The sequence below is a fragment of the Paenibacillus polymyxa genome (assembly GCF_018614975.1).
In the GTDB taxonomy this organism is placed as follows: Bacteria; Bacillota; Bacilli; order Paenibacillales; family Paenibacillaceae; genus Paenibacillus; species Paenibacillus polymyxa_E.
In genome coordinates, this window is the sequence record NZ_JAGGNR010000047.1 from 76,422 (window position 1) to 101,378 (window position 24,957).

The 24,957-nt window shown below is 47.8% G+C and carries 22 protein-coding genes and 1 other annotated feature; of the genes, 11 read left to right on the top strand and 11 right to left on the bottom strand.

The genetic code is table 11. The features are described from left to right. Positions 1–42: 42 nt before the first annotated feature. Both trpS and J7E78_RS26365 read right to left on the bottom strand, forming a co-directional pair. Complete coding sequence (gene trpS, locus J7E78_RS26360; protein ID WP_215079437.1) at positions 43–1,035, bottom strand: tryptophan--tRNA ligase; 993 nt, start codon at positions 1,033–1,035, stop codon at positions 43–45. A gap of 141 nt (positions 1,036–1,176) precedes the next feature. Further along, positions 1,177–1,490 (bottom strand) — a binding site (T-box leader). Between the two features lie 27 nt (positions 1,491–1,517). Beyond that, positions 1,518–2,453 carry a DMT family transporter gene (locus J7E78_RS26365; protein ID WP_215079439.1) on the bottom strand — a complete coding sequence of 312 codons (936 nt, stop codon included), beginning with the start codon at positions 2,451–2,453 and terminating at the stop codon, positions 1,518–1,520. Between the two features lie 159 nt (positions 2,454–2,612). Between J7E78_RS26365 and J7E78_RS26370 the strand changes: the two genes are divergently transcribed. After that, positions 2,613–4,007 carry an aminotransferase-like domain-containing protein gene (locus J7E78_RS26370; protein ID WP_215079441.1) on the top strand — a complete coding sequence of 465 codons (1,395 nt, stop codon included), beginning with the start codon at positions 2,613–2,615 and terminating at the stop codon, positions 4,005–4,007. 135 nt (positions 4,008–4,142) lie between these two features. Here the strand turns inward: J7E78_RS26370 and J7E78_RS26375 are convergent, their stop codons facing one another. Both J7E78_RS26375 and J7E78_RS26380 read right to left on the bottom strand, forming a co-directional pair. Then, positions 4,143–5,462: a glutamate-1-semialdehyde 2,1-aminomutase gene (locus J7E78_RS26375; protein WP_215079443.1), complete on the bottom strand. Its 1,320-nt coding sequence runs from the start codon at positions 5,460–5,462 to the stop codon at positions 4,143–4,145. A 131-nt stretch (positions 5,463–5,593) separates the two neighbouring features. After that, entirely contained in the window at positions 5,594–6,637 is a 1,044-nt protein-coding gene (locus J7E78_RS26380) for an LCP family protein (protein ID WP_215079445.1), read from the bottom strand. A gap of 128 nt (positions 6,638–6,765) precedes the next feature. On the opposite strand from J7E78_RS26380, the gene J7E78_RS26385 reads away from it, so the two are divergent. Genes J7E78_RS26385 through bcp form a run of 4 tightly spaced genes read left to right on the top strand, consistent with a single transcriptional unit; the run spans position 6,766 to position 9,909 of the window. Continuing rightward, a complete protein-coding gene (locus J7E78_RS26385; RefSeq protein ID WP_215079447.1) occupies positions 6,766–7,812 on the top strand; it encodes an ABC transporter ATP-binding protein in 1,047 nt (348 codons plus the stop codon). 1 nt (position 7,813) lies between these two features. Then, positions 7,814–8,608, top strand: coding sequence for an ABC transporter permease (locus J7E78_RS26390; RefSeq protein WP_036614077.1), 795 nt, complete (start codon positions 7,814–7,816; stop codon positions 8,606–8,608). 5 nt (positions 8,609–8,613) lie between these two features. Further along, positions 8,614–9,399, top strand: coding sequence for an ABC transporter permease (locus tag J7E78_RS26395; RefSeq protein WP_215079449.1), 786 nt, complete (start codon positions 8,614–8,616; stop codon positions 9,397–9,399). A gap of 45 nt (positions 9,400–9,444) precedes the next feature. Further along, on the top strand, positions 9,445–9,909 hold the full coding sequence (gene bcp / locus J7E78_RS26400; protein ID WP_215079451.1) for a thioredoxin-dependent thiol peroxidase: 465 nt from the start codon (positions 9,445–9,447) through the stop codon (positions 9,907–9,909). Between the two features lie 93 nt (positions 9,910–10,002). Here bcp and J7E78_RS26405 read toward each other — a convergent pair whose 3' ends face one another. The 6 genes from J7E78_RS26405 to J7E78_RS26430 form a co-directional block, all read right to left on the bottom strand. Then, the gene (locus J7E78_RS26405; RefSeq protein ID WP_215079453.1) at positions 10,003–11,106 is read right to left on the bottom strand and encodes a GerAB/ArcD/ProY family transporter; all 1,104 of its coding nucleotides are present in this window, start codon (positions 11,104–11,106) and stop codon (positions 10,003–10,005) included. Positions 11,107–11,154: 48 nt separating this feature from the next. Continuing rightward, the gene (locus J7E78_RS26410; RefSeq protein ID WP_215079455.1) at positions 11,155–12,279 is read right to left on the bottom strand and encodes a GerAB/ArcD/ProY family transporter; all 1,125 of its coding nucleotides are present in this window, start codon (positions 12,277–12,279) and stop codon (positions 11,155–11,157) included. A 20-nt stretch (positions 12,280–12,299) separates the two neighbouring features. Further along, positions 12,300–12,536, bottom strand: a complete 237-nt coding sequence (locus J7E78_RS26415; RefSeq protein WP_215079457.1) for a hypothetical protein — start codon at positions 12,534–12,536, stop codon at positions 12,300–12,302. Between the two features lie 7 nt (positions 12,537–12,543). Beyond that, positions 12,544–13,746, bottom strand: coding sequence for a Ger(x)C family spore germination protein (locus J7E78_RS26420; RefSeq protein ID WP_215079460.1), 1,203 nt, complete (start codon positions 13,744–13,746; stop codon positions 12,544–12,546). Between the two features lie 20 nt (positions 13,747–13,766). After that, on the bottom strand, positions 13,767–15,281 hold the full coding sequence (locus tag J7E78_RS26425) for a spore germination protein (RefSeq protein WP_215079477.1): 1,515 nt from the start codon (positions 15,279–15,281) through the stop codon (positions 13,767–13,769). A 132-nt stretch (positions 15,282–15,413) separates the two neighbouring features. Next, on the bottom strand, positions 15,414–16,061 hold the full coding sequence (locus tag J7E78_RS26430) for a DedA family protein (protein WP_091039070.1): 648 nt from the start codon (positions 16,059–16,061) through the stop codon (positions 15,414–15,416). A gap of 240 nt (positions 16,062–16,301) precedes the next feature. Between J7E78_RS26430 and J7E78_RS26435 the strand changes: the two genes are divergently transcribed. From J7E78_RS26435 to J7E78_RS26450, 4 genes are all read left to right on the top strand, one after another. Continuing rightward, entirely contained in the window at positions 16,302–17,603 is a 1,302-nt protein-coding gene (locus J7E78_RS26435) for a polysaccharide deacetylase (RefSeq protein ID WP_215079462.1), read from the top strand. 102 nt (positions 17,604–17,705) lie between these two features. Then, a complete protein-coding gene (locus J7E78_RS26440; RefSeq protein ID WP_215079464.1) occupies positions 17,706–18,695 on the top strand; it encodes an AAA family ATPase in 990 nt (329 codons plus the stop codon). After that, positions 18,692–19,969, top strand: coding sequence for a DUF58 domain-containing protein (locus tag J7E78_RS26445; protein ID WP_215079466.1), 1,278 nt, complete (start codon positions 18,692–18,694; stop codon positions 19,967–19,969). Before J7E78_RS26440 ends, J7E78_RS26445 begins: the two co-directional genes overlap by 4 nt. Continuing rightward, complete coding sequence (locus J7E78_RS26450) at positions 19,956–22,244, top strand: transglutaminase-like domain-containing protein (protein WP_215079468.1); 2,289 nt, start codon at positions 19,956–19,958, stop codon at positions 22,242–22,244. The genes J7E78_RS26445 and J7E78_RS26450 overlap by 14 nt, the downstream gene beginning before the upstream one ends. A gap of 10 nt (positions 22,245–22,254) precedes the next feature. On the opposite strand, the gene J7E78_RS29760 is transcribed toward J7E78_RS26450, so the two are convergent. Beyond that, entirely contained in the window at positions 22,255–22,389 is a 135-nt protein-coding gene (locus J7E78_RS29760; RefSeq protein WP_285229473.1) for a hypothetical protein, read from the bottom strand. A 234-nt stretch (positions 22,390–22,623) separates the two neighbouring features. On the opposite strand from J7E78_RS29760, the gene guaA reads away from it, so the two are divergent. Beyond that, positions 22,624–24,162 (top strand): glutamine-hydrolyzing GMP synthase, encoded by a 1,539-nt coding sequence (gene guaA / locus J7E78_RS26455; protein ID WP_215079470.1) that lies wholly within the window; start codon positions 22,624–22,626, stop codon positions 24,160–24,162. Between the two features lie 159 nt (positions 24,163–24,321). Next, on the top strand, positions 24,322–24,957 hold a 636-nt coding region (locus J7E78_RS26460), incomplete at its 3' end, for a tyrosine-type recombinase/integrase (protein ID WP_215079472.1).

Here is a 24,957-nt window from a genome sequence, read left to right on the forward strand (position 1 = left end):
CTGTCCTCAGCAGTGTTAACGTGAATGAAGCCCTTCATACCGTCAGTTGAAATAACGAATACCCATGGCTTCTCTTACCTCTAACATCGTTTCCCGGGCCGCTTTCCTGGCCTCACGGGTACCCTCAATAAGAATCTCTTTCACCTGATCATCACGCTGTTGATAATAATTCCGTCGTTCGCGAAAAGGAGCAAGCAGATCATTGATGGCTTCACCTGCGATCTGTTTACAATCTTTGCATCCAATCCGCCCCTGACTGCAACTGGCATGTATTTCGTCTGCGTCCTCCTTGCGGAAAAGCTGATGATAGGCAAAAACAGGGCAGATATCCGGGTGTCCTGGATCAGAACGATGGATGCGGGCAGGATCAGTCTTGGCCTTGATCAATTTGCCTTTTACATCTTCAGGACTTGCATTTAATGAGATCGCATTCCCCATGCTTTTGCTCATCTTACCAACGCCATCCAGTCCTCCAAGGCGCTCTCCGGTCAAAATGCGGGGTTCGGGGAGAATGGGAGCGTATAACTCGTTGAACCGGCGAACCAATTTTCGTGCTGTCTCAATGTGAGGAATCTGATCTTCCCCTGCAGGAACAAGGGTGGCTTTACAGAATGCAATATCAGCAGCCTGACTGACTGGATATCCAAGAAATCCGTAGTACAGGTCGGTATATCCACGATCACGTGCTTCGCTCTTGATGGTCGGATTATGCCGGAGTGTATTGACGGTAACAAACATGGAGAAGATCACAGTCAATTCCGCAATTTCCGGAATCATGGACTGAATGAACAGAGTAGCTTTGTTCGGATCAATGCCTACGGCGAGGTAATCAAGCGTGACTTGATGAACACTATCTGCAATCAGGCCAGGTTGATCATAGTGGGTGGTGAGTGCCTGAACATCTGCCAGTAAAATATAGGTTTTGTACTCTTCCTGCAATTGCACCCGACTGCGCAGGCTGCCTACGTAATGGCCGAGATGAAGTTGTCCGGTAGTCCGATCTCCTGTCAAAATAATATCCTTGTTTTTGTTCATGGTTTATTCTCCTTTGGTTTTGTAATTTTTTAACTTTGAGCTGTCGCCACCAGCCGTCTTCCACGACCATCACCTCCTTTCAGCTTGCAAAAAAAATCAAAAAAGCTTCGTCTTTTATCCCATTCCCCGGTTGGGAACAGAATAAAGGACGAAGCTTGTGCCTCGCGGTGCCACCTTCATTGGCCGCTCTGTTGCGGCCCACTTGAGGGATACGGATGAGGCATCTACCAGGAGCCCGTTTATGAGCTTCCATGCCTATCGATATCCTGTCCATGGATAACGGCTGGACATGCCGCCTCGCCTACTGAAAGTGTGTATTCCTAGGAACGGATACAGACTCTGTTCAACTCGGAACTCCGAAGCCCATTTCCACATATCCGATGCACCGACTTCCACCACCCGCCGGCTCTCTGTAGCATCCTGACATACGTACTTCTCTTCATCATCGCGGATAACAAATGTTTACAATTTCCAGAATTATATCACGCTTTGATTCCGGTGACCAGCCTGTGTTTGCGACCGCTCATATTGGTGCCGAGTACACCGGCGATGATTAGCAATGCACCAATATAGTGATGGCTACCAACGGGTTCATGCAATATCCATGCACCTCCTACGATGGAGATGAGCGTGGACAGATTGCTGAATACACTCATCTGCGAAGCCTCCAGATGAGTAAGGGCATAGCTCGCAAGCAGGGTAGAGATCATGGTTGAGAGAATTGCCAGATAAGCGAGGGCACCCAGATAGGATGTATCTCCAAGCGGTTTAATGTAGTCCATCATGGAACCGCTGGACGCATGCCGGATCAGGGAAGCGGCGTTAAATACAATACAGCCAACCATCAGTGTGACCCAGGTTAACTCCATTGGTTTATACTTCTGGGTTAATGGTCTTGCAAGCACACCATACCCTGCAAAACAGACTGTGGATAGCAGCAATAATGCAATCCCTCTCAGGTTACCTATAGACATGCCGCTTCCTTGCATTATGAAGATAAAAACTACTCCAGCGACAGACAGAAGCAGGAACAGCTTCTGCATCGTGGATGTGCGTTCCTTCAGGAAAACTGAAGCGAGAACGAGTGTGAATACAGGAGCCATAGCCTGAATAATTCCCGCTTCCGATGAGTTGGAAGAGACAAGTCCAAAGGCTTGAAAGGCAAAAAATAAGACGGGAGATAAAAGCCCAAGTGGAATGATTCGCCACAGATCACGAAGGCTCAGTCGGATTTTGATCCAGCCAAAAATGACAGGAATGCTGACAACGATCAGCGACAGCGCGAATCGGTGGGCAAGCACATCAATGGGATGTGCAACAGTGACAGTCATTTTAACAAATAAAAAAGATAGACCTATAATAGCTGCGTACAATACAGCTGCGATATAAGCGTATCCCCGAGTGTATGTTGTGTTCATGAATGCTCCTCCAATACAGTAGTCATAGCGCTTTATCTTTCATTATCCTGAATTATGTCAGGTTCGAGGCACGTGCTAGCCTTATTCAATATACTGCCGGGTGCATCGTGCTACAATAGATAAAAGGTTGAACTGTAACGGTACAATTGTGGGAGAGGGATGGGTGCAGTGAGAAAATACGAATTAATTGCCGAATCATTAAAGCAGTGGATTCAGGAACAGATGTTGCAGCAGGATCGTCGCCAGTGGGCAGATAAGGGCATCCGTCTTCCAGCCGTTCGAGTTGTAGCAGAACAATATCAATGCAGTGTAAGCACGGCTATTCGTGCATATGAGTGGCTAGAGCAGCGGCATTTGGTGTATGCCATACCTCAATCCGGTTATTATGCCGTACAGAACGGGACAGGTGCTCAGGACATGGACTGGCAGGGAGCGTTGGATTTTGCTTCCGCTGCTCCCGATCCAAGGGTGTTCCCTTATGCAGACTTTCGTCACTGTGTGGATCAGGCGATGGAGAAGAAACAGGCAGAGTTATTCATGTATGGAACGGATCAGGGATTACCTTCGCTGATACTGCTGTTGCAGAAACAGTTTGCGGATTATCAGGTGTTTGCGAGAACAGAGCAGTTCTTTATCACGTCAGGTGTGCAACAGGCACTGGCTGTACTTGCATTGATGCCTTTTCCCAATGGAAAGAGAAAAGTACTGCTTGAACTACCGACCTATCACAATATGCCTTCCCTACTGAGTGGATTGAATGTGCCGATTGCCGGTGTGAGGCGTGTTCTGGATGGGCTGGACTGGGCATCGCTTGAACGTCAGTTCGCTGAGGGAGATATCAAGTTTTTCTATGTCATGCCGCGCTTTCACAATCCAATTGGCACATCGTTGACTGTTGCTGACAAGAAGAGACTGATCCGGCTTGCACAGCGGTACGATGTCTATCTGGTAGAGGACGATTATCTGGCCGATCTGGAGGACAATACGAAACAGGACCCGCTATGGTCCTATGATACCGAAGGCCGGGTCATCTATCTGAAGAGTTACTCCAAAATTCTGTTTCCAGGTCTGCGCATTGGTGTAGCTGTTCTGCCCTCACCTCTACTCCGGTCCTTTGGGGCTTATAAAAAAATGCTCGATATCGACACTTCCGTTCTGTCTCAAGCAGCTCTGGAGATTTATGTTCACAGCGGAATGTTTGCTCATCACCGGAAAGTGATTCGGAACCGCTACGCTGCCCGGATGCACATGGTGCATGAGCAACTGGACTTCTATCCAGAATTTGCTCCGTTTATGGACGCTCCTCGAACAGGAGGGGAGCATACTATATTGCCTTTGGCGGGTGATATGCCAGTTCGTGTTCTGCTGTCCCGGCTGCAAAAGCGCGGAGTCATCGTTGATACGACTAAACGGTATTATCCGGAGGGAACATATCAGGTGCATCAAGATCAAATGCTGCGCTTGAACATCTCCAATGTGCCGAAGCAGCGAATTGAGGAAGGGATGCAGAAGATCCGGGAGGAAATTTTGAAACTTCAGATCAGGCAGAGATAATTTGAAGAATCGGAATGTCCGTAAATAACAAAAGGCGTCCACACAAGTTAATCACTTGTTGGACGCCTTTTCCATAAGATGTTATCCATCTATCATACAGCTTGTACGCTATATGGTAGATGGATATAATCCGATTTATTCCTGAGCCATCGCTTTGAAGGAAGCTTCTGCGGCTTCCAATGTAGCCTGAACATCCTCGTCTGTATGAGCCGTGGTCAGGAACCAAGCCTCATATTTGGATGGAGCGAGGTTAATGCCACGGTCCAGCATGTGACGGAAGAAGGAAGCGAAGCGTTCCCCATCCGTGTCCTGGGCATGATCGTAGTTCGTCACAGGATGATCACAGAAATGGGTGGAGAATGCACCGCGAATCCGGTTAATTGTCAGCGCAATCCCATGACGGTCAGCAGAAGCTTGCAGACCTGCCGTGAGGTCGATAGCAAGGCGTTCCATCTCTTCGTATACACCCGCGCCTTGCAGGACCTCCAGACATGCGATACCAGCCGAGATGGATGCAGGGTTACCAGCCATCGTTCCCGCCTGATAAGCCGGCCCAAGCGGAGCAACCTGCTCCATAACGTGTTTGCGTCCGCCGTAAGCACCGATTGGCAGGCCGCCACCAATAATTTTACCAAGAGCCGTCAGATCCGGTTCAATCTCCGCATGGTTATTGAGTCCGGCATATGTCTGTGTAGAACCGTAATGGAAACGGAAAGCCGTAATGACCTCGTCATAGATCACCAGTGAGCCGTTAGCACGTGTCATGGCACAGAGGCCTTCCAGGAATCCAGGCTCCGGCATAACCATACCGAAGTTACCAACGATCGGCTCAACCATGACCGCGGCAACATCATCACCCCAGTGCTCCAAAGCATCCTTCAGGGCTTCCAGATCATTGTAGGGCACAGTAATGACTTCTTGTGCAATACTGGCTGGAACTCCCGCACTGTCAGGAATTCCGAGCGTGGACGGGCCAGAACCGGCAGCCACAAGCACCAGATCCGAGTGACCATGGTAACATCCGGCGAATTTTACGATCTTGTTGCGTTTGGTGTAGGCACGAGCGACCCGAATCGTGGTCATAACCGCTTCTGTACCGGAGTTTACAAAACGAACTTTATCCATGGAAGGAATAGCTTCCTTCAGCATTTTGGCGAGCTTGATCTCAAGCTCTGTTGGGGTACCGTACAGCACGCCATTTGCTGCTGCTTCCGTAATGGCCTGCGTGATATGAGGGTGGGCATGTCCTGTAACAATTGGACCGTAAGCGGCCAGATAATCAATATAACGGTTGTCATCGACATCCCAGAAGTGGGCGCCTTGGGCTTTTTTCATAAATACAGGTGCACCACCACCAACGGCTTTGAACGAGCGTGATGGGCTGTTAACACCTCCTACAATATGTTCAAGTGCTTCTGCGTATAGAAGTTCGGAACGGGAACGTGATGGTTTCATAAGATAACTTCCTTTCGTAATTCAAAATATGATAAAGGTACAAACCATAGAAAGATATGATGATTTTCTCATAATATTATAGCCGGGCACAACGAGAGGGCAGCGTAATGGCTGCCCTCTGCATGTTTAGATTACTGAGCCGGTTGCTCTGACTTCTGATCGTCCCCACTGGCTGTTTTATCTTCGGTGCTGGTCTTACTATCATCTGTTGTAGCAGGCGGGTGAATAATATCCTGAATATGCTGCTTCAATTTCTCTTCATTGGTAACCGTCAATACTTGCGCACCGCCTGCTGTACGTTCTTCTTTCAGCAGGTTCATTGGTGGAATCTGCTCACTGCCGTTCATGCTGCTCTGGTATCCGAGTCCACCCAGCTTCCACATGTCGGAGAGTGTCAGATTCGTATCTACGTAAGGATTAACCTGTTCCAGAATGGCAGGCAGTTTGGCAATGGTAGTTGTTGACTGCATTTTCGCCGTTACAGCTTTCAGCAATTCACGCTGACGCTCGGAACGAGCGAAATCCGACATGGCATCATGACGGAAACGAACGTACATGAGAGCTGTCTCGCCATCCAGATGCTGGTACCCCTTTTTGAGATCAATATCGTATTCGTTATTGTCTGCTTTACTTGTATAGTGCATGTCTTTCTCCACATCAAAATCAACACCGCCAACGGCATCCACCAATTTGATGAATCCCTGGAAATCCGTATACACATAATACTGTACAGGAATGCCGAGCAGGTCGCCGGCAGCTTGCATCGCTGCATTAGGACCATGGGTGATAGCGGTGTTGATCCGCTCCTTGCCATATCCGTCAATATTGACGTAAGTGTCGCGCAGAATGGAGAACAGATTAATTTTTTTGGTAAGTGGATCAAGCGATACGACCATCATACTGTCGGAGCGGGGCACTTCACCTTTTTTCAATCCGCGTGCATCGACACCCATCACGAGAATATTTACCGTTTCTGTGCCTTCCCATTTGGGTGGGTCAGGAGTATTTACTTTTTCCACATTCTCTATACCTGCGAATGGTGAATCGTCGCCGTCCTTTGCCAAACCATCCAACTGATTGAGAATAGAACCGAAATAATATGCCGCTGCTCCTCCAATAATTAACACGAAGGCGGCCAGAGAAATCCATATGGTTCTCTTCGTCTTTCTGGTCATGCTAGCTCTCCTTTGTATTTGAGATGAAATAAAAAACGAGTTCGGGTATTGCTGAATTTTGACTGATACCATTATAATTTCTTTTTGGGCTACAAGCAATTTCAACAAAATCCAAGTGAGGTATAATCATGCTGGCGATTGATGTCAAAGATTTGCGCAAGTCGTTTAGCGTCCAGAAAAGCCGAGGTGGGCTGAAGGGCGCGTTCCAGGACCTGTTTGCACGTCAATACCAAGAGGTATTGGCTGTAAATGATATTTCATTTCAGATTCCGCAGGGCGAAATATGCGGATATATTGGAGAGAACGGTGCCGGTAAATCAACAACGATCAAGATGTTGACCGGCATTTTGGTGCCTACTTCAGGGCAAATATCGGTTGGTGGATATGTTCCGTATCAGGAACGGGAGAAGTTTGTACAGAATATTGGTGTTGTTTTTGGTCAGCGCAGTCAATTGTGGTGGGATATTGGCGTTATCGAATCCTTCCATTTATTGCGCAAAGTATATCGTGTCGGAGAGGTTGATTTCCGTAAACGGCTGGATGAATTGGTTGAGCGGTTGCAGCTCCAGGATCTGCTAAGCCGTCCAGTGCGGAAGCTCAGTCTTGGTCAGCGTATGCGCTGCGAGTTAGTGGCAGCCTTGTTGCATAATCCGAGTATTGTTTTCCTGGACGAGCCAACTATTGGCTTGGATATTGTGGTGAAGTCGGAAATTCGAGAGTTCCTGAAAGACATGAACAAGGAGCATGGAACGACCATTCTGCTCACAACCCACGATTTGCAGGACATTGAGGCCCTGTGTTCCAGGGTGATCATGCTTGATGCGGGCAACATCATCTATGATGGAGGTCTGGATCATCTGAAGTCCCAATGGGGCAAGGAACGGGAAATCCGCTTCAAGTTTGGCACAGGGCACAAGATCAGTCAGATGCAGGAATGGACTGCTGCGTTGCCTGTGCGTTGGACGGTAGAGAACGATTTGTCCGCATCTGTATGGATTCCTCTCGAACTGAATGTTTCGGATGTACTTGGACGTGTCGTTGGACAGGCGGATATTACCGATATTCAGATTATCGAGATCAACACGGATGAGATTGTGCGCAGTATATACCAATCCGGTTCCGCCGAGCGTCCCGAGATTGTGGGAGCAGGGAAAGAAGCGGCGGGTGTATCCTGAGATGAATAGTGCATTTATTGATTTTATGCGCATCCGTTTTCTAACGATGCTGGCATACCGGGTGAATTATTACTCCGGCATTTTGATATATACGCTGAATATCGGCGTGTATTACTTTACCTGGCAAGCCATTTACGGCAGCAGTGGTGAACTTGGCGGCTTCACGGCAGCGCAGATGACTACGTACATCGCTGTATCCTGGATGGCACGTGCCTTTTACTTCAATAACCTGGACCGGGAGATTGCCGCAGACATTCGGGATGGCTCGATTGCGATTCAATTCATAAGACCGATCAACTACGTTATGGTCAAAATGATGCAAGGTCTTGGCGAAGGCATTTTCCGCTTTCTGCTCCTCATGATTCCGGGGATGCTCATTGCCATTCTGCTATTTCCGGTTGAACTGCCTACGGCACCATCAGCGTGGATTGGCTTTCTCGTCATGCTGTTCTTCAGTTTCCTCATTAATTCCCAGATTAATGTGATAACGGGACTAGCTGCATTCTTTGTGGAAAATAATGAAGGCATGATGCGCATGAAACGCGTCGTGGTCGATTTGTTCTCCGGTCTGATCATCCCGATCAGCTTATATCCAGGCTGGATGTCCGCGGTGATGAAAGTATTACCTTTTCAGGCCATTACGTATCTGCCCGGTTCCGTGTTCACTGGAAGAGTGGAAGGCACTGCCATCTGGAGTGTACTCGGTATTCAGGTGTTCTGGTTTGCCGTGCTGCTGCTTCCGATGGTACTGATCTGGCGTAAGGCGCGCAAGCGTCTGTTCGTGCAAGGAGGATAACAGATATGTACTATATGGGTTTGATCTGGGAATATTTGAAGAACTATATGAAAACACGTCTTACGTACCGTGCCGACTTCTGGGTGGAGATCCTATCGGATCTGCTGTTTCAGGCGACCAACCTGATCTTTATCTTTGTGGTCTTCCGTCATACGGATAACCTGGGCGGCTGGAGTGAGAGTGAAGTACTCTTTGTATATGGATATTTTATGGTGCCCTATGGCATCTTCAGTTGTTTTATCAATCTTTGGGGATTCAGTGAGCGATATATCGTCAAAGGCGAGATGGATCGGATCCTGACACGCCCTGCACATAACCTGTTCCAGATCTTGCTTGAAAATGTAGACCCGCCTGCACTCGTGGGTTCGTTTATCGGCCTGATCATCATGATCTTCAGTGGAGCAGAGATGGGTCTGATGCTGGAGTGGTGGCATATTCCGGCTCTCATTATTCTTGCTCTTAGCTCAGTGTTAATCTATGCGGGTATCTATACCACCCTGACTTCGTTGTCCTTTTATTCGGACGCACCAACAGGTATTCTGCCATTGATGTATAACATCCAAGGGTATGGGCGTTATCCGATAACGATCTATAATCGTGCGATACAGGTCCTGTTAACATGGATCATTCCATTTGCCTTCGTGGGTATCTATCCGGCAGCCCTGTTCCTGGATCGATCGGAGATGCACCGCATGGCACTCTTGACACCTGTGATGGGACTGATATTCGGCTCCGTTGGCCTTCTGCTGTGGAATTTTGGCGTAAAACGGTATCGCGGAGCAGGTTCATAATAACACCCTATAACAATTCATGGGGGAGATTAGGGAGGAATTTACATGACGTTAAATGTAGGCGAATTGGCACCGGATTTTGAGCTTCCGTCCAGTACGGGAGAAACAGTAAAGCTTTCGGATTACCGCGGACAGCGGGTCCTGCTTTATTTTTACCCCAAGGATATGACCTCGTCCTGTACACAACAGGCTTGTGATTTCCGGGATCGACATGCTGAATTTGAGGGGCTGAATACTTTCATTCTCGGAATCAGCACCGATCCGATGAAACAACATGACAAGTTTATCGCCAAGTATGGGCTGCCGTTTATTTTGTTATCAGATGAGGAACATCAAGTTGCCGAGCAATACGGTGTATGGCAGCTGAAGAAAATGTATGGCAAGGAGTACATGGGCATGGTTCGCTCCACTTTTCTGATTGATGAAGAGGGGAAATTGATCAAGGACTGGTCCAAAGTTCGGGTCAAAGGACATATCGAGGCTGCACTTGAGGCTCTGAAGGCCATATAGGCTGCCCCGGCAGAATATTAATCATCAATATAAAGGCTGTGCTTGCGGAAGTTGCCGTGAACACAGCCTTTTGCATATGCGGATGCCAGTACTTCAAAACTGTTGCTTATGTTTGCGTGAACGAATGCGATATACCAGCAAGAGGAACAAGGGAATGATGAAGCTGACGGTGATATCCCAGTCTACCCACACAGGCATGATCGTATCTGTATAGAAAATAACATTTGGAGCAATTAGGACACCCAGGGCAAATAACAGCAGGGAAGAAGGCAATATAAGAGGCTTATACGTCTTTAATCGAAATAATTGTGCTGTACCCAGTACAAAAGCAAATAGATACAGCAGACTTTTAAAATAGGTAGAGATCAACCAGGCGATACCCATGAATGCTTCAATTCGTTCGAAGAAATTACCGATATTAATTTTTTGCGAAAGGGCATATGAAATATAGATGCTGTGCTGCGTCAGCGTAGGTCCCATCACCATAAGCGAGAGCAGCAATAACAAGCTTAATAGTAATCCTCCAAAGAAGGTAGCCAGCAAGAAATCCCGTTTGAAATGAGGCCCGGGGTTCACATAGGGGAGAAATACGGAAAGAACAATAAGTTCACCAAAGGAAGTAAATGCTCCGCGGATGACAGACTCTACTAAATGTATCCAGGGAATGTCGAAGTGAGGCAGAAGATTAGAACTTTTGGCTTGAGGAAGAAGCCCCAGGAAGAGAAAAGCTATAAACACCACAACGATGGGTGTTAACAGCTCGGAGCTTAATCCTATCGTACGAAAACCATGGATAAGCCCCCAGGCTAAGGAGCAAATGATCATTAGAATAATGACCCGGATAGGGGTCTGTAGATAGATCTGGGTCGTCATGAAGTCACCGACCTCACGGACACATATGGCTGCACCTATTGCGAAATAAAATAGATAGGCAACTGAAAGCACAGAACCAACCCAGGTCCCGAGTAACTTGTTACATATTTCAAAAAGGGACAACTGTGGATGTGTTCGATGCAATTTATATAGAACCCACATGATGCCAAGACCGATCGGCAGACCAATGAGAGAACAGAACCATGCGTCTTGTTTGCCTACTACAGTAATGACTGAAGGGTAGATCAGAACCATATCTCCAATCATAACCAGGAAGGTGAGCAGGGTGAACTGCCGAATTGTGAGTTTTTCCTTCATCAACATGTCCTTCTGCTCCTTCCCATGGATTAATGTTACATTAACTCGCCAGAGTTATCCTTCAGTGGCTGGTTGAGGTGGTGAGTTGGATTTTCTTCGGGACTTCACTAACTGTATTAGAACTAGCATACCCGGAAGAATGATACCTAACGTGGTGTCCCAATCTACCCAGTACGGAACGATGGTGATGATAATAAATGTCAGACTGGGAGCGACGAGATTGGCCATGCCATAAACGAGCAGTGTCGATGGCAGAATGAGCATCTTGAAATGCTTAAGTTTGAACAGCTCTGCGCATCCAACAATAAAGGCATATAAATAGATTATCGCTTTGAAGTAGGTAGCAATGAGCCATGAGCAAGCCATGATGACCTCGATGCGTTCGAAAAATCCGCCGATGCTAATCTTCTGAGATAAGACAAACGAAGCATATATATTATGTTGGGTAAGGAAAGGACCGAGAACGAGCATGGATATGGTAACCAGAATAGCAAGGATCAGATTGCCGAGCCCTGCTGAAATGATAATGTCACGCAAACGGTGGGCACTGTTTGCGACGTAGGGCAGGATCATCAAAATGGGGATGGTTTCGCCGACGGGATAAATGATACTCACCAGAATACCCTGCGCAAAGGAGACAACACCCGTGTCTGCTACTGGCTCCAGATTATTGGTTTCAACCTGTGGAAGTAGACAGACTGCGAGTACCATTGTGAAAAGAATGACGATTGGTATCAGTAGTTCACTGGTTCTTGCGATCGTCTCCAGGCCATGGTATACACCCCACCCTATAGCAATAACAAACATAAGAATGATGACACGTATAGGAGTGTGCTGAAAGATCTGGGAAGTCATGAAATCGCCAACTTCCCGAGTGTGTGTGGATGTACCGATGATGAAAAAAAACAAGTAGAAACAGGAGAAAAGGGTGCCTGGCCAAAAACCCAAAATACTTCGGGCAATCTGTACCAGATTCTTTCCCGGATGCAGACTTCCCAATTTCATAATCAGGGCCATGAGAGCCATTCCGAGCGGAACGCCAACAAGAGCACATATCCAGGCATCTTGCTTAGCATAGGACGTGATAACGGAGGGGTAGATCAGCATCATATCTCCAACCACCAACATAAATGTAAGGGTCGATAATTGTCTTGTTCCGATCCGTCCCTTTTCAAGCATGATATACCCTCCTTTATCTCCTAAGTTCCAGTAATATGTGCTAATATATGGTTCACAGGTTCGTAGATCCACATGATGATATAGAGTGGACTAGGGAACTCCCACAGATTCGAAGCTATAACGCCGAACACCGTAGCGGTGAGAAGCATTAAACTATATACGGCTGTTTCTCGCCACTCTTTCCGGTGGATGAGACCAGGCAGATCAATCCAGCCAATAATAGCTGCTACGACGATAACCGCAAGTGTAATCAGCATACTTCTCTCACTCCTTCATTTCATTTCTGAATGAATCATCCATTGTACCTACACGTTTAATCTGCACATTGACTTTGTATTTGATATCCAGTTCATCAAAATAATTGTCCCACTCATTTTCTATATTCTTGAAGAACTTGGGATCTGCATGGTACACTTCCTGTCCAAAACCAAATATATCGACATGGAATTTGCGTTTTACTGAATTGACGGAGTTCTGCATCAGTTCAATTAACCTTTCTTCACTATCGGCTTCAAGTTCTTTAAGAACTTTCATCGACCCAATCTTGATTCCACATTCAACTGCAGCGATGGATGAGACATTCTTGACATCAATATTGATTACAGGTTTACCATTTACGACTTCAGCTTTTCTTTTCGTTGTTGTACGGAGAGCCTTAAACGTCACGTTCCCCTTTTTGCGACAAGGCATATGGCTGACCGTTGATTCTACATTGTCACGGATATAATTGTAGCCTTTGGATTCATCCTCCGTTAACCAGCCGATTAGCTTGTCTTTCTTGAATACACTCAGTCCCGTCGTATTGAGGCGAGCTGGTGATCGGATGGTTGATATATTCTCTTTACTCCCACTTTGGCCTCTGGGACCAAGGATCTCTACACCTGTAATGACGGGCTGGATTCCAGGCGATATCATGAACTCCAGTAGCTCATCTCCGGTTACCGTGGTAGTGGGAGACCAGGTCTTAGAAGATATATCGAGAGAGTTAAACATTTTTTCAGCTGGGGTGTTATCTAAAGGTGTAAGTACGTTAAGCAGCATGGAAGCAGTGGTGTTCTTGGCGACCATGACGTAATAATCGGGTCTTGCTGTAGGTTCACGCATTAGGGCCTCGATAACGTCATATATTCCTTCCTTACGTGCATATTCTTCTCCAAATACCAGAACCCGGATATGTGCAAGGAAAATTTTGCGCGGGCTGGTTTCCGTTAATTTCTGAATAGCTTCGAACAAGGTTGTAGCGGATGCTTCATACTGTGTAACCGGTGTACCTTTCCCTCCCCCCGCCTTGGAAGATACCTCATTTGGAACAACGACCTGAGCACTTACTTTGATCATATCTCCATCTTTGTCCACACCGAGACCCAGCATAATGCCAAGTTCATTCAATTCCTGTCGGTCCCAGCATCCGGTAAGGAGAGGAAGCAGAATGATACAAGATAATATTAAGCATAAGCATCTATTCATGGTGTGTGCTCCTTACCGAATTACCGGTTCGTTTTTTTGGTGGACTGTCGAACTTCATTTGTTGTGCTGGTAGAGAGCGGACGAGTTCTCATACGTGACCAGGGTACACGAAAGATCGTGTCTTTGAGATCCTTCTGTATAAAGGGTGCAAAAGGAGACATGTAAGGTACCCCGAAAGAACGCAAGCTGCAGAGGTGGGTTACGGTAATTAACAGCACAATCAGGATGCCATAGAATCCGAAGGCAGCGGCCAGGATCATCAGAACGAACCGCAACATGCGTACCGAGATGGAGAGCCCATTTTCCGGAATGACATAACCGGATATCGCAGTGATGGATACGATGATGACCATTGCAGCGGATACAACCCCCGCATCTACCGCTGCCTGACCAATGACAAGCGTACCGACAATTGATACGGCTTGACCCACCGTCTTGGGAATACGTATGCCTGCTTCCCGCAAAATCTCATAGGTTAGCTCCATAAGTAAGGCTTCAATAAAAGCGGGGAAAGGTACGCCTTCTCGCTGTGCTGCCAGACTGATGAGAAGATTGGTAGGCAACATCTCCTGATGAAACGTGGTAATGGCAATATAAAAGGATGGGGCAAGCAGGGCGATAAAAAAGGCTAGATATCGGATCATTCGAATCAGCGTACTGATATCGGCTCGTTGATAGTAGTCTTCTGGAGACTGAAAGAAATGAACAAACAAGGCGGGAATAACTAGAACAAAGGGTGTCCCGTCGACAATGATTGCAACTCGGCCTTCCAACAGTGCCGCTGACACGGTATCGGGTCGTTCGCTATTATATACTGTTGGAAAAATAGTCCCTGTCTTATCCTCAACCAGCTCTTCGATGTATCCTCCCTCGAGAATGCTATCGATATCAATCTCATCCAGTCTTCGCCTTAGTTCCTGCACTATCTCCTGATCTACGACATGTTCCAGGTACAGCACAGCAACTCGGGTCTTGGTAACTCGACCGATCTCTCTTTCTTCGATCCATAGATGAGGATCTCGGATTCGTTTACGAATTAATGAAGTGTTGGTACGCAGGTTTTCGTTGAAGCCTTCCATCGGTCCTCGAACGACGGTTTGAGAGACAGGTTCTCCAACGGATCGATCTTCCCACCCTGCTGCGCCAATTTTCAATCCTCGTACAGATCCTTCAAGCAGTAAGATAGCTGATCCCGACAGCAGGGCATTCAGCACTTCATCCATATCATCGACGAGCAGGACATCACTTGCGATCAGAACATCATTTTGGAGGTAGCTCAGATGTTCATCATCCGCTGAAAAATCAGGAAGATCACGTTTATGTAATAAGGATTCCATGATAGAGTGATTTAGAATTTGTACATCGACCATTCCATCAATGTACAGCATGACGGCAGGCCATTTATGTAAACATTGCAGAGGACGAATCATCAAGTCATTACTGTGTCCCATCACTTGCTTGCAGTACGTAGTATTTTCGTTCAGATCTGGAGAGATTCTTTTCAGATCTTGACCGTCCTGTACCGATGCACTCATCATATCTCCTCCTTATACATCCTATATTTGCAAGTTAGTATGACCTGGATGAATTCGGATTATCACAAAAAAAAGGAGCCGCGATTATTCGCAACTCCTTGCCTGCTTATTATAGATGGACTTTTGTCCGAATTACTTTTGTCTTTGTCGAACAGGGGCTGGCTTGGATACGGTGGATCTTGCTGCCCATGCTTTGCGGTAACGATAGAGTACGGCTACGATGAGCAATAGGCCGATTCCTCCCACGATATATGCTGCATATTGATGAGCAAGATGGAATACGGCGTTCCACTGGGGGCCAAATATTTTGCCAATGCCCAGAAACAGTACAACCCAGAAGAGTGCGCCTGAATAGGCGTAGAGAGCGAATTTGCGAAAGGGAACAGCGGCTATGCCCGCAAAATATCCGGTGAAATGCCTTACACCCGGAATGAAATAACCGATGAAGATTAAGGCATTACCATACTTGGCAAACCACTTTTGCGTTTTATCGAGCTTGTCCTGCTTCAGCAGAAACCATTTTCCGTATCGTGTTATAAAGGGCAGACCTGCTTTGGCTCCAATAAAATAAGTGATGGTCATGCCAATCGTTGTTCCCAGAAAAGCCAGTATGGTGAGGATTCCGAAGTCGAGATGCCCCTTGTAGGAGAGAAACCCTGCGTAAGCCATCGTTGTTTCACCAGGAAAGGGAAGTGCGATGAATTCAAGCAACAAGCCAAAAAACAATACGCTGTATCCGTAGGACCCAAACAGATGTTGGATCTTCTCAAGCAATTCCAATAGATTTCACTCTCCTGAATACGGGGTGGGAGCATGAATACTCTCCAAGGTGTTTTAATGTGTTCTGCCTGTTCATTATGCTACCTAATCTGAAGCAAAGAATCAATCAGGCTACATAGCAAATTGTGAAAAAATATTAAACAAAATCACTTCTTTTTTCCATGTAGCCTCCATATAATTCTAACAAATCTGCTGAAGTCTATCAGCAAATTACTAGAGACGGTGGAGGTTGATTCGTAAATGGTACAGAGACCGGAAATGAGAATCAAGGAAAAAGGGGAAATATCCGTAACATCCATACATACGTTTTTATCTGGACAATGGTCAGTCATTCTTGTGCAGATTGCGATATTGCTATGTGCATTCGCTGTATATGCAAGCACGGCTGATGCATCTCCTGCTTCCGGCTCAGGTGATCCGGTCCCACAAGATAAGAATACTCAAGACAAGGTAGTCTATCTGAGTTTTGACGACGGACCGGGTAACCATACCCGTGAAGTATTGGATATTTTGCGCAAGGAGAAGGTTTTGGCTACATTCTTTGTGCTGGGTGAGCAGGCAGAGCGTTATCCCGAGTTAATCCGGGGTCTTGTGGAGGATGGACATACTTTGGGCAATCATACGTTCAATCATCAATACGAACAGCTGTACAGTGATTTTAAAGTGTTCTGGAAACAGATCAAGCAGACAGAGGAAGTGCTGGAGCGTATAACGGGTTTCCGTCCGAATCTGGTGCGAGCACCAGGCGGTACCTACGGGCATTTTGACCAGAGTTATTTTGATTTGCTGCAATTGGGTGGGTACACCGTCATGGACTGGAACGTCGACAGTGGGGATTCCAAGCGTAAAGGTGTTCCGGCCAAAGAGATCCTCAGCAATTCGACCAAAGTACCTGCGGGAGCACGTTCGGTCATTGTACTGATGCATGACGGTGGTGCACATGCTGAAACGGTAAAAGCACTTCCGGGTATTATCCAATATTATCGTGATCATGGATATCGTTTTGACACCATAAAGAGTACGGATCAACCAGTTCAATTCCGTGTACATCCAGATGGTAAGTATAAGGCCCGGAAGGCGCCGGGAAAGGCCTGGATCGCAGAGCATGTAGAAGCGAATGCGACGTTGTGGCTTGCAAGCAAGAAGCTAAAGGTAGAGGTAGGATTGGCTGCGGCTACTTTGCAGCCGGGTGAGTTCCGCATGGAGGGTCAACGAATCATGGTGCCTTTGCGTACTTTCATGAAAAAATTCGGGGGCAGCACTCGCTGGGACCCGGAAACAAGAACAGCCATAGCAGTATGGAAGGAAAGAACGATTCATGCGGACAGTGTGAGCGGAACACTGACAACAACAGGGGCAACTGAAACGGGAGCCGTACAGAGTCAGGGGGGAACCATCTGGGTTCCGTTACGTGAGTTACTGGAGCAGATGGGGTTGAGGGTGAATTCCTTAACCAGTAATGAAGCAGAGTGGACGGTGAAGGCGGGTGCTTCCAGATCCATTTCGGCAATGAACAGCATATTGAAGTATAAAATGATCTGAAGAAAGTCATTCTTGCAGGACTATTCTATCTACTTTCGGGCAACACTGAATCATAGATTACTATGGTTCAGGAATGCTGATGAACGGAAGGAGATCAGAGAAATGTCTTATATCCGAATGGAGCATGAACATGCTGTTGAATTGTTAAACAGGGTCATGAAACGTGTTGAGAGTGTGATTATTGGTAAAAAAACAGAGATTCGTTATGTCCTCACTGCAATGCTCAGTGGAGGTCATGTACTTCTGGAAGATGTGCCGGGTACCGGGAAAACGATGCTGGTTCGTGCCGTTGCTTCTGCGCTGGACTGCTCCATGGGCCGGATTCAATTCACGTCCGATGTCATGCCGGCAGATGTTACGGGCACTTCAATCTATCATCCACATACCGCTGAATTCAAGTTTCGGCCCGGACCTGTCATGTCCAACGTTGTCCTGGCTGATGAAATAAATCGCGCTTCACCACGCACTCAGTCTGCCCTGCTGGAGGTAATGGAAGAACGACGTATTACGGTTGATGGCACAACCTATGCATTGCCACGCCCGTTCTTTCTGCTGGCGACACAGAACCCGTTACAGTTTGAGGGTACGTACCGTCTGCCTGAAGCGCAGCTGGATCGATTTATCATGAGAATTGGACTGGGTTATCCCGATCCGGAACAGGAATTGGAATTGTTAACTCGCATGCAAGGTAGAGAAGCGCTTGATGAACTTCGCCCTGTCCTGCTTGCTGAAGAGGTCGTAGCCATGCAGCGTGAAGTCAAACAGGTACATGTTGATCCGGTCGTCAAACAGTATCTGGTGGCCGTAGCTGTAGCCTCTCGCAGCCTTCCGGCGGTCAGACTGGGCATCAGCCCGCGTGGAACACTGGCCTGGATGGCTGCGGCGCAGTCATTTGCCTATCTTCAAGGACGCAGTTATGTCATTCCGGATGATGTGAAAGAGGTGGCCGTGCCTGTCCTTTCCCACCGTATTCAATTGAAGGCCCAGAACAGAGCGGAGGTTTGGGGGCAAGTACAAGTCATTGAAGAAGCATTGTCATCGGTCCCGGTACCTGTACAAATGGCATCACAGGGAAGGGGACGGAGGCAATGACTGCGCTGGGACAACGTATTGTGAGTGCTGTCTTGGTGGTGGCTTTGGCTTCCTTGTATCAGTGGCATGGGGGCAAAGCGGCGTTGTTTCTATCCGTTATGGCTTTCTTGATGTTCACAGGAGGTCTGCTTCTCCATTGGTTCGGACCACGGCGTATTCACATCCGTCGGAAAATACATGCGAATCGGATTGAGGCAGGCGAGCGGGTGCGGGTTCAAGTCGAGTTGGAATTCGATTGCCGCATTCCATTGTTATGGATCGTTCTGTGTGAGAATTCACCTGCAGGTGTTCATCGCAAATTAATTTTTCCGGGACTACGGCGACAATTTTCCTATCAATATGAATGTTCCGGGTTACGGAGAGGAGTCTACAGATGGGGTACGGGCAGATTGTATTGGGGGGATATGCTTGGCTGGAATACTCTCTCTGAAGAGACCGCAGGAGGTACCCCCTTAATTGTTGTTCCTCAAGCAACGGCTTGGGGGAAGGGGGATTCGGTAGAATTCGCAGCGATGATCGAAGGGACTCTGTCGGAGCGAAGAAATAGCCAGGGTAACCGTAGCCCTGAGTTCCGTGAATATCAGCAGGGTGACCCACTGGGACGTGTACATTGGAAAAGTACAGCCAAAACGGGGAAACTTCAGACCTTTCTGCCTGATACCACGGATCTAGCCTCGCTCGGCATCCTTGTGTATGAAGGCGCGTCGGGTTATGACGTAAAACAGCGGGAGGACATGGATGCATCTGCTTTTGAACGAGTGGTTCGTGCAGCTGCCCGCTGGATTCATACCGCTGAGCGGGATGACATTCCTTATCATCTGTGGATGGAAGGCGGCGATAAGAGCTATGATGCACAAGATCAATGGCAACATGGCCCATTCCATGCAGATGATGAGAATCATGGACTGGACAAGTTAGCGGGGGCACGAATATCCAAAGCACAATCAGCCTCTGTTTCACTCCGAACGGAGATGCTGGATGGACTAGCGAGTGGATCGCGAATTGTGGTTCTCACAGGCAAGATGGATCAGGTTCTGGCCGAATGGATCATAACTGCAATCGGGTCGGGTTATCGTGTAGAGGTGCAATTGACTGAAGCGAACCAGAACCAGAACCAGAACCTATTAAGATCAACGGATAGAGTGATGAATGGATTGGGAGATGACAGCTCAAGCTTGGAACTTGTTCGTCACAGCGGGGTGCCGATCCACGCAGTTACAGACGTTGCGTTATCTTCATTGGGAAAGGTGGAGGTAACGGATGTGGGAGCGTAATGGTAATAAAGCCGTGAACCAGAATTCTGTGACAGACATAAAGGATGAGGGATATGTTATCGTACCTGTCCTGTACAAAATTTTTATTTCGGCCATTTTACTTATACTGTCTCTGGAGTGGATATATCCTGTTACATCATCAGATCAGCAGGGCAGTGAACGGTTCTTGTCCGTAATGGCGGGATTAACGGGAGCATTGTTGCTCGCGGGGTTGATTCGTACAGGATGGATCACCGGAGTACTGATCCGATTATTCATTGCACTCGCTGCTTTATGTCTGATGTACGGAGGAAGTGATCCGGCCCGTTGGGCGGTTGCATACCCGGTAATACTTTCAGCGGATATGGACACGTTTATAAATAACTGGCGATTCCACTCGATTAGTACAGAAACGAGAGGTTTGTTCATGATGTGCGGCTGGAGCATGCTCATGGCTTCTGTGCAATCCCTCGTATTGTTACGTCGAAGTGTTATGCTGTTTGGCAGTGCAACGCTGCTCTATTTGCTACTGCTTGAATCCTTTGCGGGGCTGGATGTGTATGCTTCAGTGATGCGGTCTGTCCTATGGACTTTTCTTATTCAGGCTCTGCTTCAGCTACTACGTCTCAATGGAGGAGTCACGACTCCGAGTTATCGTGGCAGCCCCTATGGCCGCTGGAGTGCAGTAACTATCGTTGCTTCCGCAGGTATGGTGCTTCTCTCAGCGTTACCTGGCCAGTTTGTTTCCATTCCTCAACCGGAACGCATATCTTTGGAGCAGATGGGTGAACGCATAGCTCGCTGGGCAGGTTATACACAGCATAGTAGTATCCCTGCTGCAACGGCGGTCACGGGATATAGCACAGCGGACGCGCCTATGGGAGCACCGTTGGTGCAGGGGAACTCCATCTTTTTTATAGCGAGGAGTCCGAAAGTGACGTATTGGCGAGGGGAGACCCGTTCATATTATAACGGTAGTACTTGGAGTGACCCGGGTCAAAGCTTCGAAACGGCAAGTCCATCCGGAATGCTGCGTGCTGATGGTTGGGAGAATCCAACCTATTGGAATCGCATTCGCCAAACCATTACGATGCAGCGAGAGTGGAAGGGGCCAAATCCAATCTTTACGGGGGGCATACCGGTCAACGTATCGTTCCAGGATAAGAACAAGGATAATCAGGAGAACATGTTTTCTTTGCTGTCTAATCGCGATTCGGCAACATTGTGGCTCGCGAGCTCAGGAGACGATAAGATAGTTAAAAATTATTCGGCAGACGTCATGGTTCCTGTTGCAACACCTGAACAGTTACGTCTGCTTGAGGAAACGAATAAAGGGAAAGATCAGGCAGCCATTCGGAGGACCTATCTGCAATTGCCTGCATCACTCCCCGGTCGAGTGCAGACGCTTGCCAAGGAAATCATTCAAGGCAGTGAGACCCGGTATGATGCTGTGCAGGCTGTAAAGACTTATCTGGCTGCTCATGCCGAGTATACGTTGGATACCCGTATGCCACCACGAGGAACAGATTTTGTGGACGACTTTCTATTCGTCACACGGCAGGGGTACTGCAATCATTTCTCCACAGCTATGATTGTGTTACTTCGTTCGGAAGATATCCCCGCACGCTGGGTTAAAGGTTTTGGTCCTGGAGTAGCTGACCCGGATGCACTTGGTCAGTATGTGATTTCCCAAGGAGATGCACATTCCTGGGTAGAGGTATATTTTCCGGGTGCAGGCTGGATGCCGTTTGAGGCCACGCCAGGCTTCACCATGGCGCAAGGCGCGGGCGAAGGTGTCGCAGCGCTCGCCGGGCCGCAGCCTGTTGCGGAGAATCCGCCGTATATGAGCGGCGGATTGGCTAACGCGGGCGCATGGCTGCTCGCCCGCGCACGGGCTATTGCCGCGGAGCCATGGCTCGCGGCAGCCCTTGTGGCAGCGGCCCTGCTGGGTGCCGCTGCTCTGGTCCGCATGCGGCGGTTACGCCCCGCGCTGCGATTAGGGCTGCTGCTGGCGTGGCCGCGCAGCAGCTTTCCGGACCGTGAGCGGCTACTGCGTGCCGCCGCTCCGGTCTGGGCCGCGCTCGCGCGCCGGTACGGCCCGCGGCCGCCGGGTATGACGCTGCGTGAATATGCAGCGTCACCGGCTTTGGCCGCAGGCGCGGACGGCGCGGACATCGCGCGGTTTGCAGCCGACTGGGAACGGCTGCTGTACGGGCCAGACCGTCCGCTGCGCGCGGACAGTCTGGACTTCCTGCGCCGGGCGCTTCGTCTGGCCCGGCGGTTGCAGGCGTTGTAACACAAGGATGTTACAACGTTACACCAAAGCTGCGAATCAGCTGCATACAATCGCTATCGCTTTCCAATAGAGCTTGGCCACTTGTGGGCAGATGAAGATCACCATTGGCTGGCACATTGTTCTTTAAATGCAGCGTTTGGTTCATCGCTGCCTAGCACACATAAGACGCCTTTCGCGCTGCACCGCGAACGAGGCGTCTTTCCACGATCAACCACTTGAACCAGCATCTTGCTGTCAAGCTTTTCTATTCGGAATTTCATATTTAGAGGCATTTGGTAATCCTGTTTTGATATGTCGAAAAAAGGAGTTTCGCCTTTCCTTGACGGTATGTTTTGTCGTTGCGTATAATTAGTTTCATTGAATTGAGGGAGGCACGGTTATGAATAAGCAGAATGAGATTGTGGTTGTCCTTGACTTTGGGGGCCAATACAACCAGTTAATCGCCAGAAGAATCCGGGATCTTGGCGTATACAGCGAGCTTTTGCCGTATAACACACCGGCGGAAAAGATCGCAGAAATGGCACCAAAAGGAATCGTATTTTCGGGTGGGCCGTCCAGCGTATACGCGGAGAATGCTCCACACGTGAACCCGGGTGTCTATGACCTGGGCTTGCCAATCTTCGGGATCTGCTACGGAATGCAGCTTATGGCCCAACAGCTCGAAGGTAAAGTAGAACGTTCCGAGAAGCGTGAGTACGGTAAAGCAGACCTTGAGTTTGCCGCTGGATCTACACTGGCAAAAGGCATTGAAGGCGAACATACGGTATGGATGAGTCACGGTGACCACGTGGTTACACTTCCTCCAGGTTTCAAACTGGATGCAGGCACGGAAAGTGCGCCAATCGCTGCCATGAGTGACGATGAGCGTAAATTGTATGCTGTCCAGTTCCATCCGGAGGTACGTCACTCTGTTCGCGGTAACGACATGATTCGTAACTTCCTGTTCGAAATCTGTGGTTGCGAAGGCAACTGGACGATGGAGACATTTATCGATGACACCATCAAAGACATTCGTGAAAAAGTGGGCGACAGTAAAGTACTGTGTGCGCTCAGTGGCGGCGTGGATTCTTCCGTTGTAGCTGCATTGCTTCACAAAGCCATTGGTGATCAACTGACATGTATGTTTATCGACCACGGTCTGCTGCGTAAAGGTGAAGCAGAAAGTGTAATGGAGACGTTTGTCGGCAAATTTGACATGAAAGTTGTCAAAATTGATGCACAAGAGCGCTTTATGTCCAAACTGGCTGGCGTGGATGATCCAGAACAAAAACGTAAAATCATCGGTAACGAGTTTATTTATGTATTTGACGAAGAGTCCAAGCAGTTCGATGATTTTGCATTCCTCGCGCAAGGTACACTGTACACAGACATCGTAGAAAGTGGTACAGCGACTGCACAGACCATCAAATCCCACCACAACGTGGGCGGTCTGCCTGAGGACATGAACTTCAAACTGATCGAGCCACTGAGCACGTTGTTCAAGGATGAAGTACGTAAAGTGGGTACCGAATGTGGTCTGCCGGACGAAATTGTACACCGTCAACCGTTCCCTGGTCCGGGTCTTGCGATCCGTGTTCTTGGTGAGGTTACTGAAGAGAAACTTAAAATTGTTCGTGATTCAGACTACATCCTGCGTGAAGAGATTGCCAAAGCCGGTCTCGACCGCGAAATCTGGCAGTACTTCACAGCCCTGCCTAACATGAAGAGTGTTGGCGTTATGGGTGATGCGCGTACGTATTCCTACACAGTAGGTATCCGTGCTGTAACATCCATCGACGGTATGACTGCGGACTGGGCGCGTATCCCTTGGGATGTGCTGGAGAAAATCTCCGTGCGGATCGTTAACGAAGTTGATAACGTTAACCGTATCGTCTATGATGTAACATCCAAACCACCTGCAACGATAGAGTGGGAATGATCTGGGTATTTTTTAATTGATTATTGACTGAGAAGCCTTGCTGTAAAAGGATTTTTAGACAACGATTGAAGAGCACATTTCATTCACCTGCAACTATTGGTCTTCAAAAATTACTCTCTTTTATTTGTGTTATTCAAACAAATAGAGGGGAGTTTTTTTGTGTCAAAAATCAATGAATTAATTGATGACTTTAAGTTAAATCAAGAAATTCAAGGAAGAAAAAAGGAATATATTACTGGTTGTATGTATCGCTTGCATCGTTGGATGGAGTTCACTAAGGATCAACTAGAAGTCGAGGAAGCAGAAGACGTGACTTCAATGCATATTAAGAAATACATTCAACATTGTCAGAGTAGAGGTAAAGAAGCCAATATTACAATCAACGGTCATATCGCTACGATCAAAGTTTTTTTCCAGACTCTTGTTGATGAGGAATATATAGATGAGAAGGATAATCCTATGCGGAGGATTAAGAACTTGAAGGAAGAGAAGCGGGTAATCATCACATTCAATGATGAAGAAGTAAAGCGTATCATCAATGATGTCGATGAAGTAACCTACTCTAATCTAAGGGATAAGTTAATTCTTATCATGCTATTTGATACTGGGATACGTGTTTCAGAACTGTGTAACATCAAGAATGATGATATATCAAGAGCGCACATTCTCATCCATGGTAAAGGCTCTAAGGAGCGTTTAATCTACATTAGCAAGATAATGAGAAGGTATATGCGGAAGTATGAGGAAGCGAAGCAGGAACGTTTTAAGCATAGACTAGGGTGTGTCTTCAAAGTG

What these genes read in the sequence shown, in the direction of transcription:
- J7E78_RS29760 (WP_285229473.1), bottom strand. Translation starts at nt 22,389, where the DNA reads ATGAACCAAACGCTGCATTTAAAGAACAATGTGCCAGCCAATGGTGAT.
- J7E78_RS26450 (WP_215079468.1), top strand. Translation starts at nt 19,956, where the DNA reads ATGTGGGAGCGTAATGGTAATAAAGCCGTGAACCAGAATTCTGTGACA.
- J7E78_RS26420 (WP_215079460.1), bottom strand. Translation starts at nt 13,746, where the DNA reads ATGAATAGATGCTTATGCTTAATATTATCTTGTATCATTCTGCTTCCT.
- J7E78_RS26410 (WP_215079455.1), bottom strand. Translation starts at nt 12,279, where the DNA reads ATGCTTGAAAAGGGACGGATCGGAACAAGACAATTATCGACCCTTACA.
- guaA (WP_215079470.1), top strand. Translation starts at nt 22,624, where the DNA reads ATGAATAAGCAGAATGAGATTGTGGTTGTCCTTGACTTTGGGGGCCAA.
- J7E78_RS26375 (WP_215079443.1), bottom strand. Translation starts at nt 5,462, where the DNA reads ATGAAACCATCACGTTCCCGTTCCGAACTTCTATACGCAGAAGCACTT.
- J7E78_RS26405 (WP_215079453.1), bottom strand. Translation starts at nt 11,106, where the DNA reads ATGTTGATGAAGGAAAAACTCACAATTCGGCAGTTCACCCTGCTCACC.
- J7E78_RS26440 (WP_215079464.1), top strand. Translation starts at nt 17,706, where the DNA reads ATGTCTTATATCCGAATGGAGCATGAACATGCTGTTGAATTGTTAAAC.
- J7E78_RS26445 (WP_215079466.1), top strand. Translation starts at nt 18,692, where the DNA reads ATGACTGCGCTGGGACAACGTATTGTGAGTGCTGTCTTGGTGGTGGCT.
- J7E78_RS26380 (WP_215079445.1), bottom strand. Translation starts at nt 6,637, where the DNA reads ATGACCAGAAAGACGAAGAGAACCATATGGATTTCTCTGGCCGCCTTC.
- trpS (WP_215079437.1), bottom strand. Translation starts at nt 1,035, where the DNA reads ATGAACAAAAACAAGGATATTATTTTGACAGGAGATCGGACTACCGGA.
- J7E78_RS26370 (WP_215079441.1), top strand. Translation starts at nt 2,613, where the DNA reads ATGGGTGCAGTGAGAAAATACGAATTAATTGCCGAATCATTAAAGCAG.
- J7E78_RS26385 (WP_215079447.1), top strand. Translation starts at nt 6,766, where the DNA reads ATGCTGGCGATTGATGTCAAAGATTTGCGCAAGTCGTTTAGCGTCCAG.
- J7E78_RS26395 (WP_215079449.1), top strand. Translation starts at nt 8,614, where the DNA reads ATGTACTATATGGGTTTGATCTGGGAATATTTGAAGAACTATATGAAA.
- J7E78_RS26390 (WP_036614077.1), top strand. Translation starts at nt 7,814, where the DNA reads ATGAATAGTGCATTTATTGATTTTATGCGCATCCGTTTTCTAACGATG.
- bcp (WP_215079451.1), top strand. Translation starts at nt 9,445, where the DNA reads ATGACGTTAAATGTAGGCGAATTGGCACCGGATTTTGAGCTTCCGTCC.
- J7E78_RS26415 (WP_215079457.1), bottom strand. Translation starts at nt 12,536, where the DNA reads ATGCTGATTACACTTGCGGTTATCGTCGTAGCAGCTATTATTGGCTGG.
- J7E78_RS26365 (WP_215079439.1), bottom strand. Translation starts at nt 2,453, where the DNA reads ATGAACACAACATACACTCGGGGATACGCTTATATCGCAGCTGTATTG.
- J7E78_RS26435 (WP_215079462.1), top strand. Translation starts at nt 16,302, where the DNA reads ATGGTACAGAGACCGGAAATGAGAATCAAGGAAAAAGGGGAAATATCC.
- J7E78_RS26425 (WP_215079477.1), bottom strand. Translation starts at nt 15,281, where the DNA reads ATGAGTGCATCGGTACAGGACGGTCAAGATCTGAAAAGAATCTCTCCA.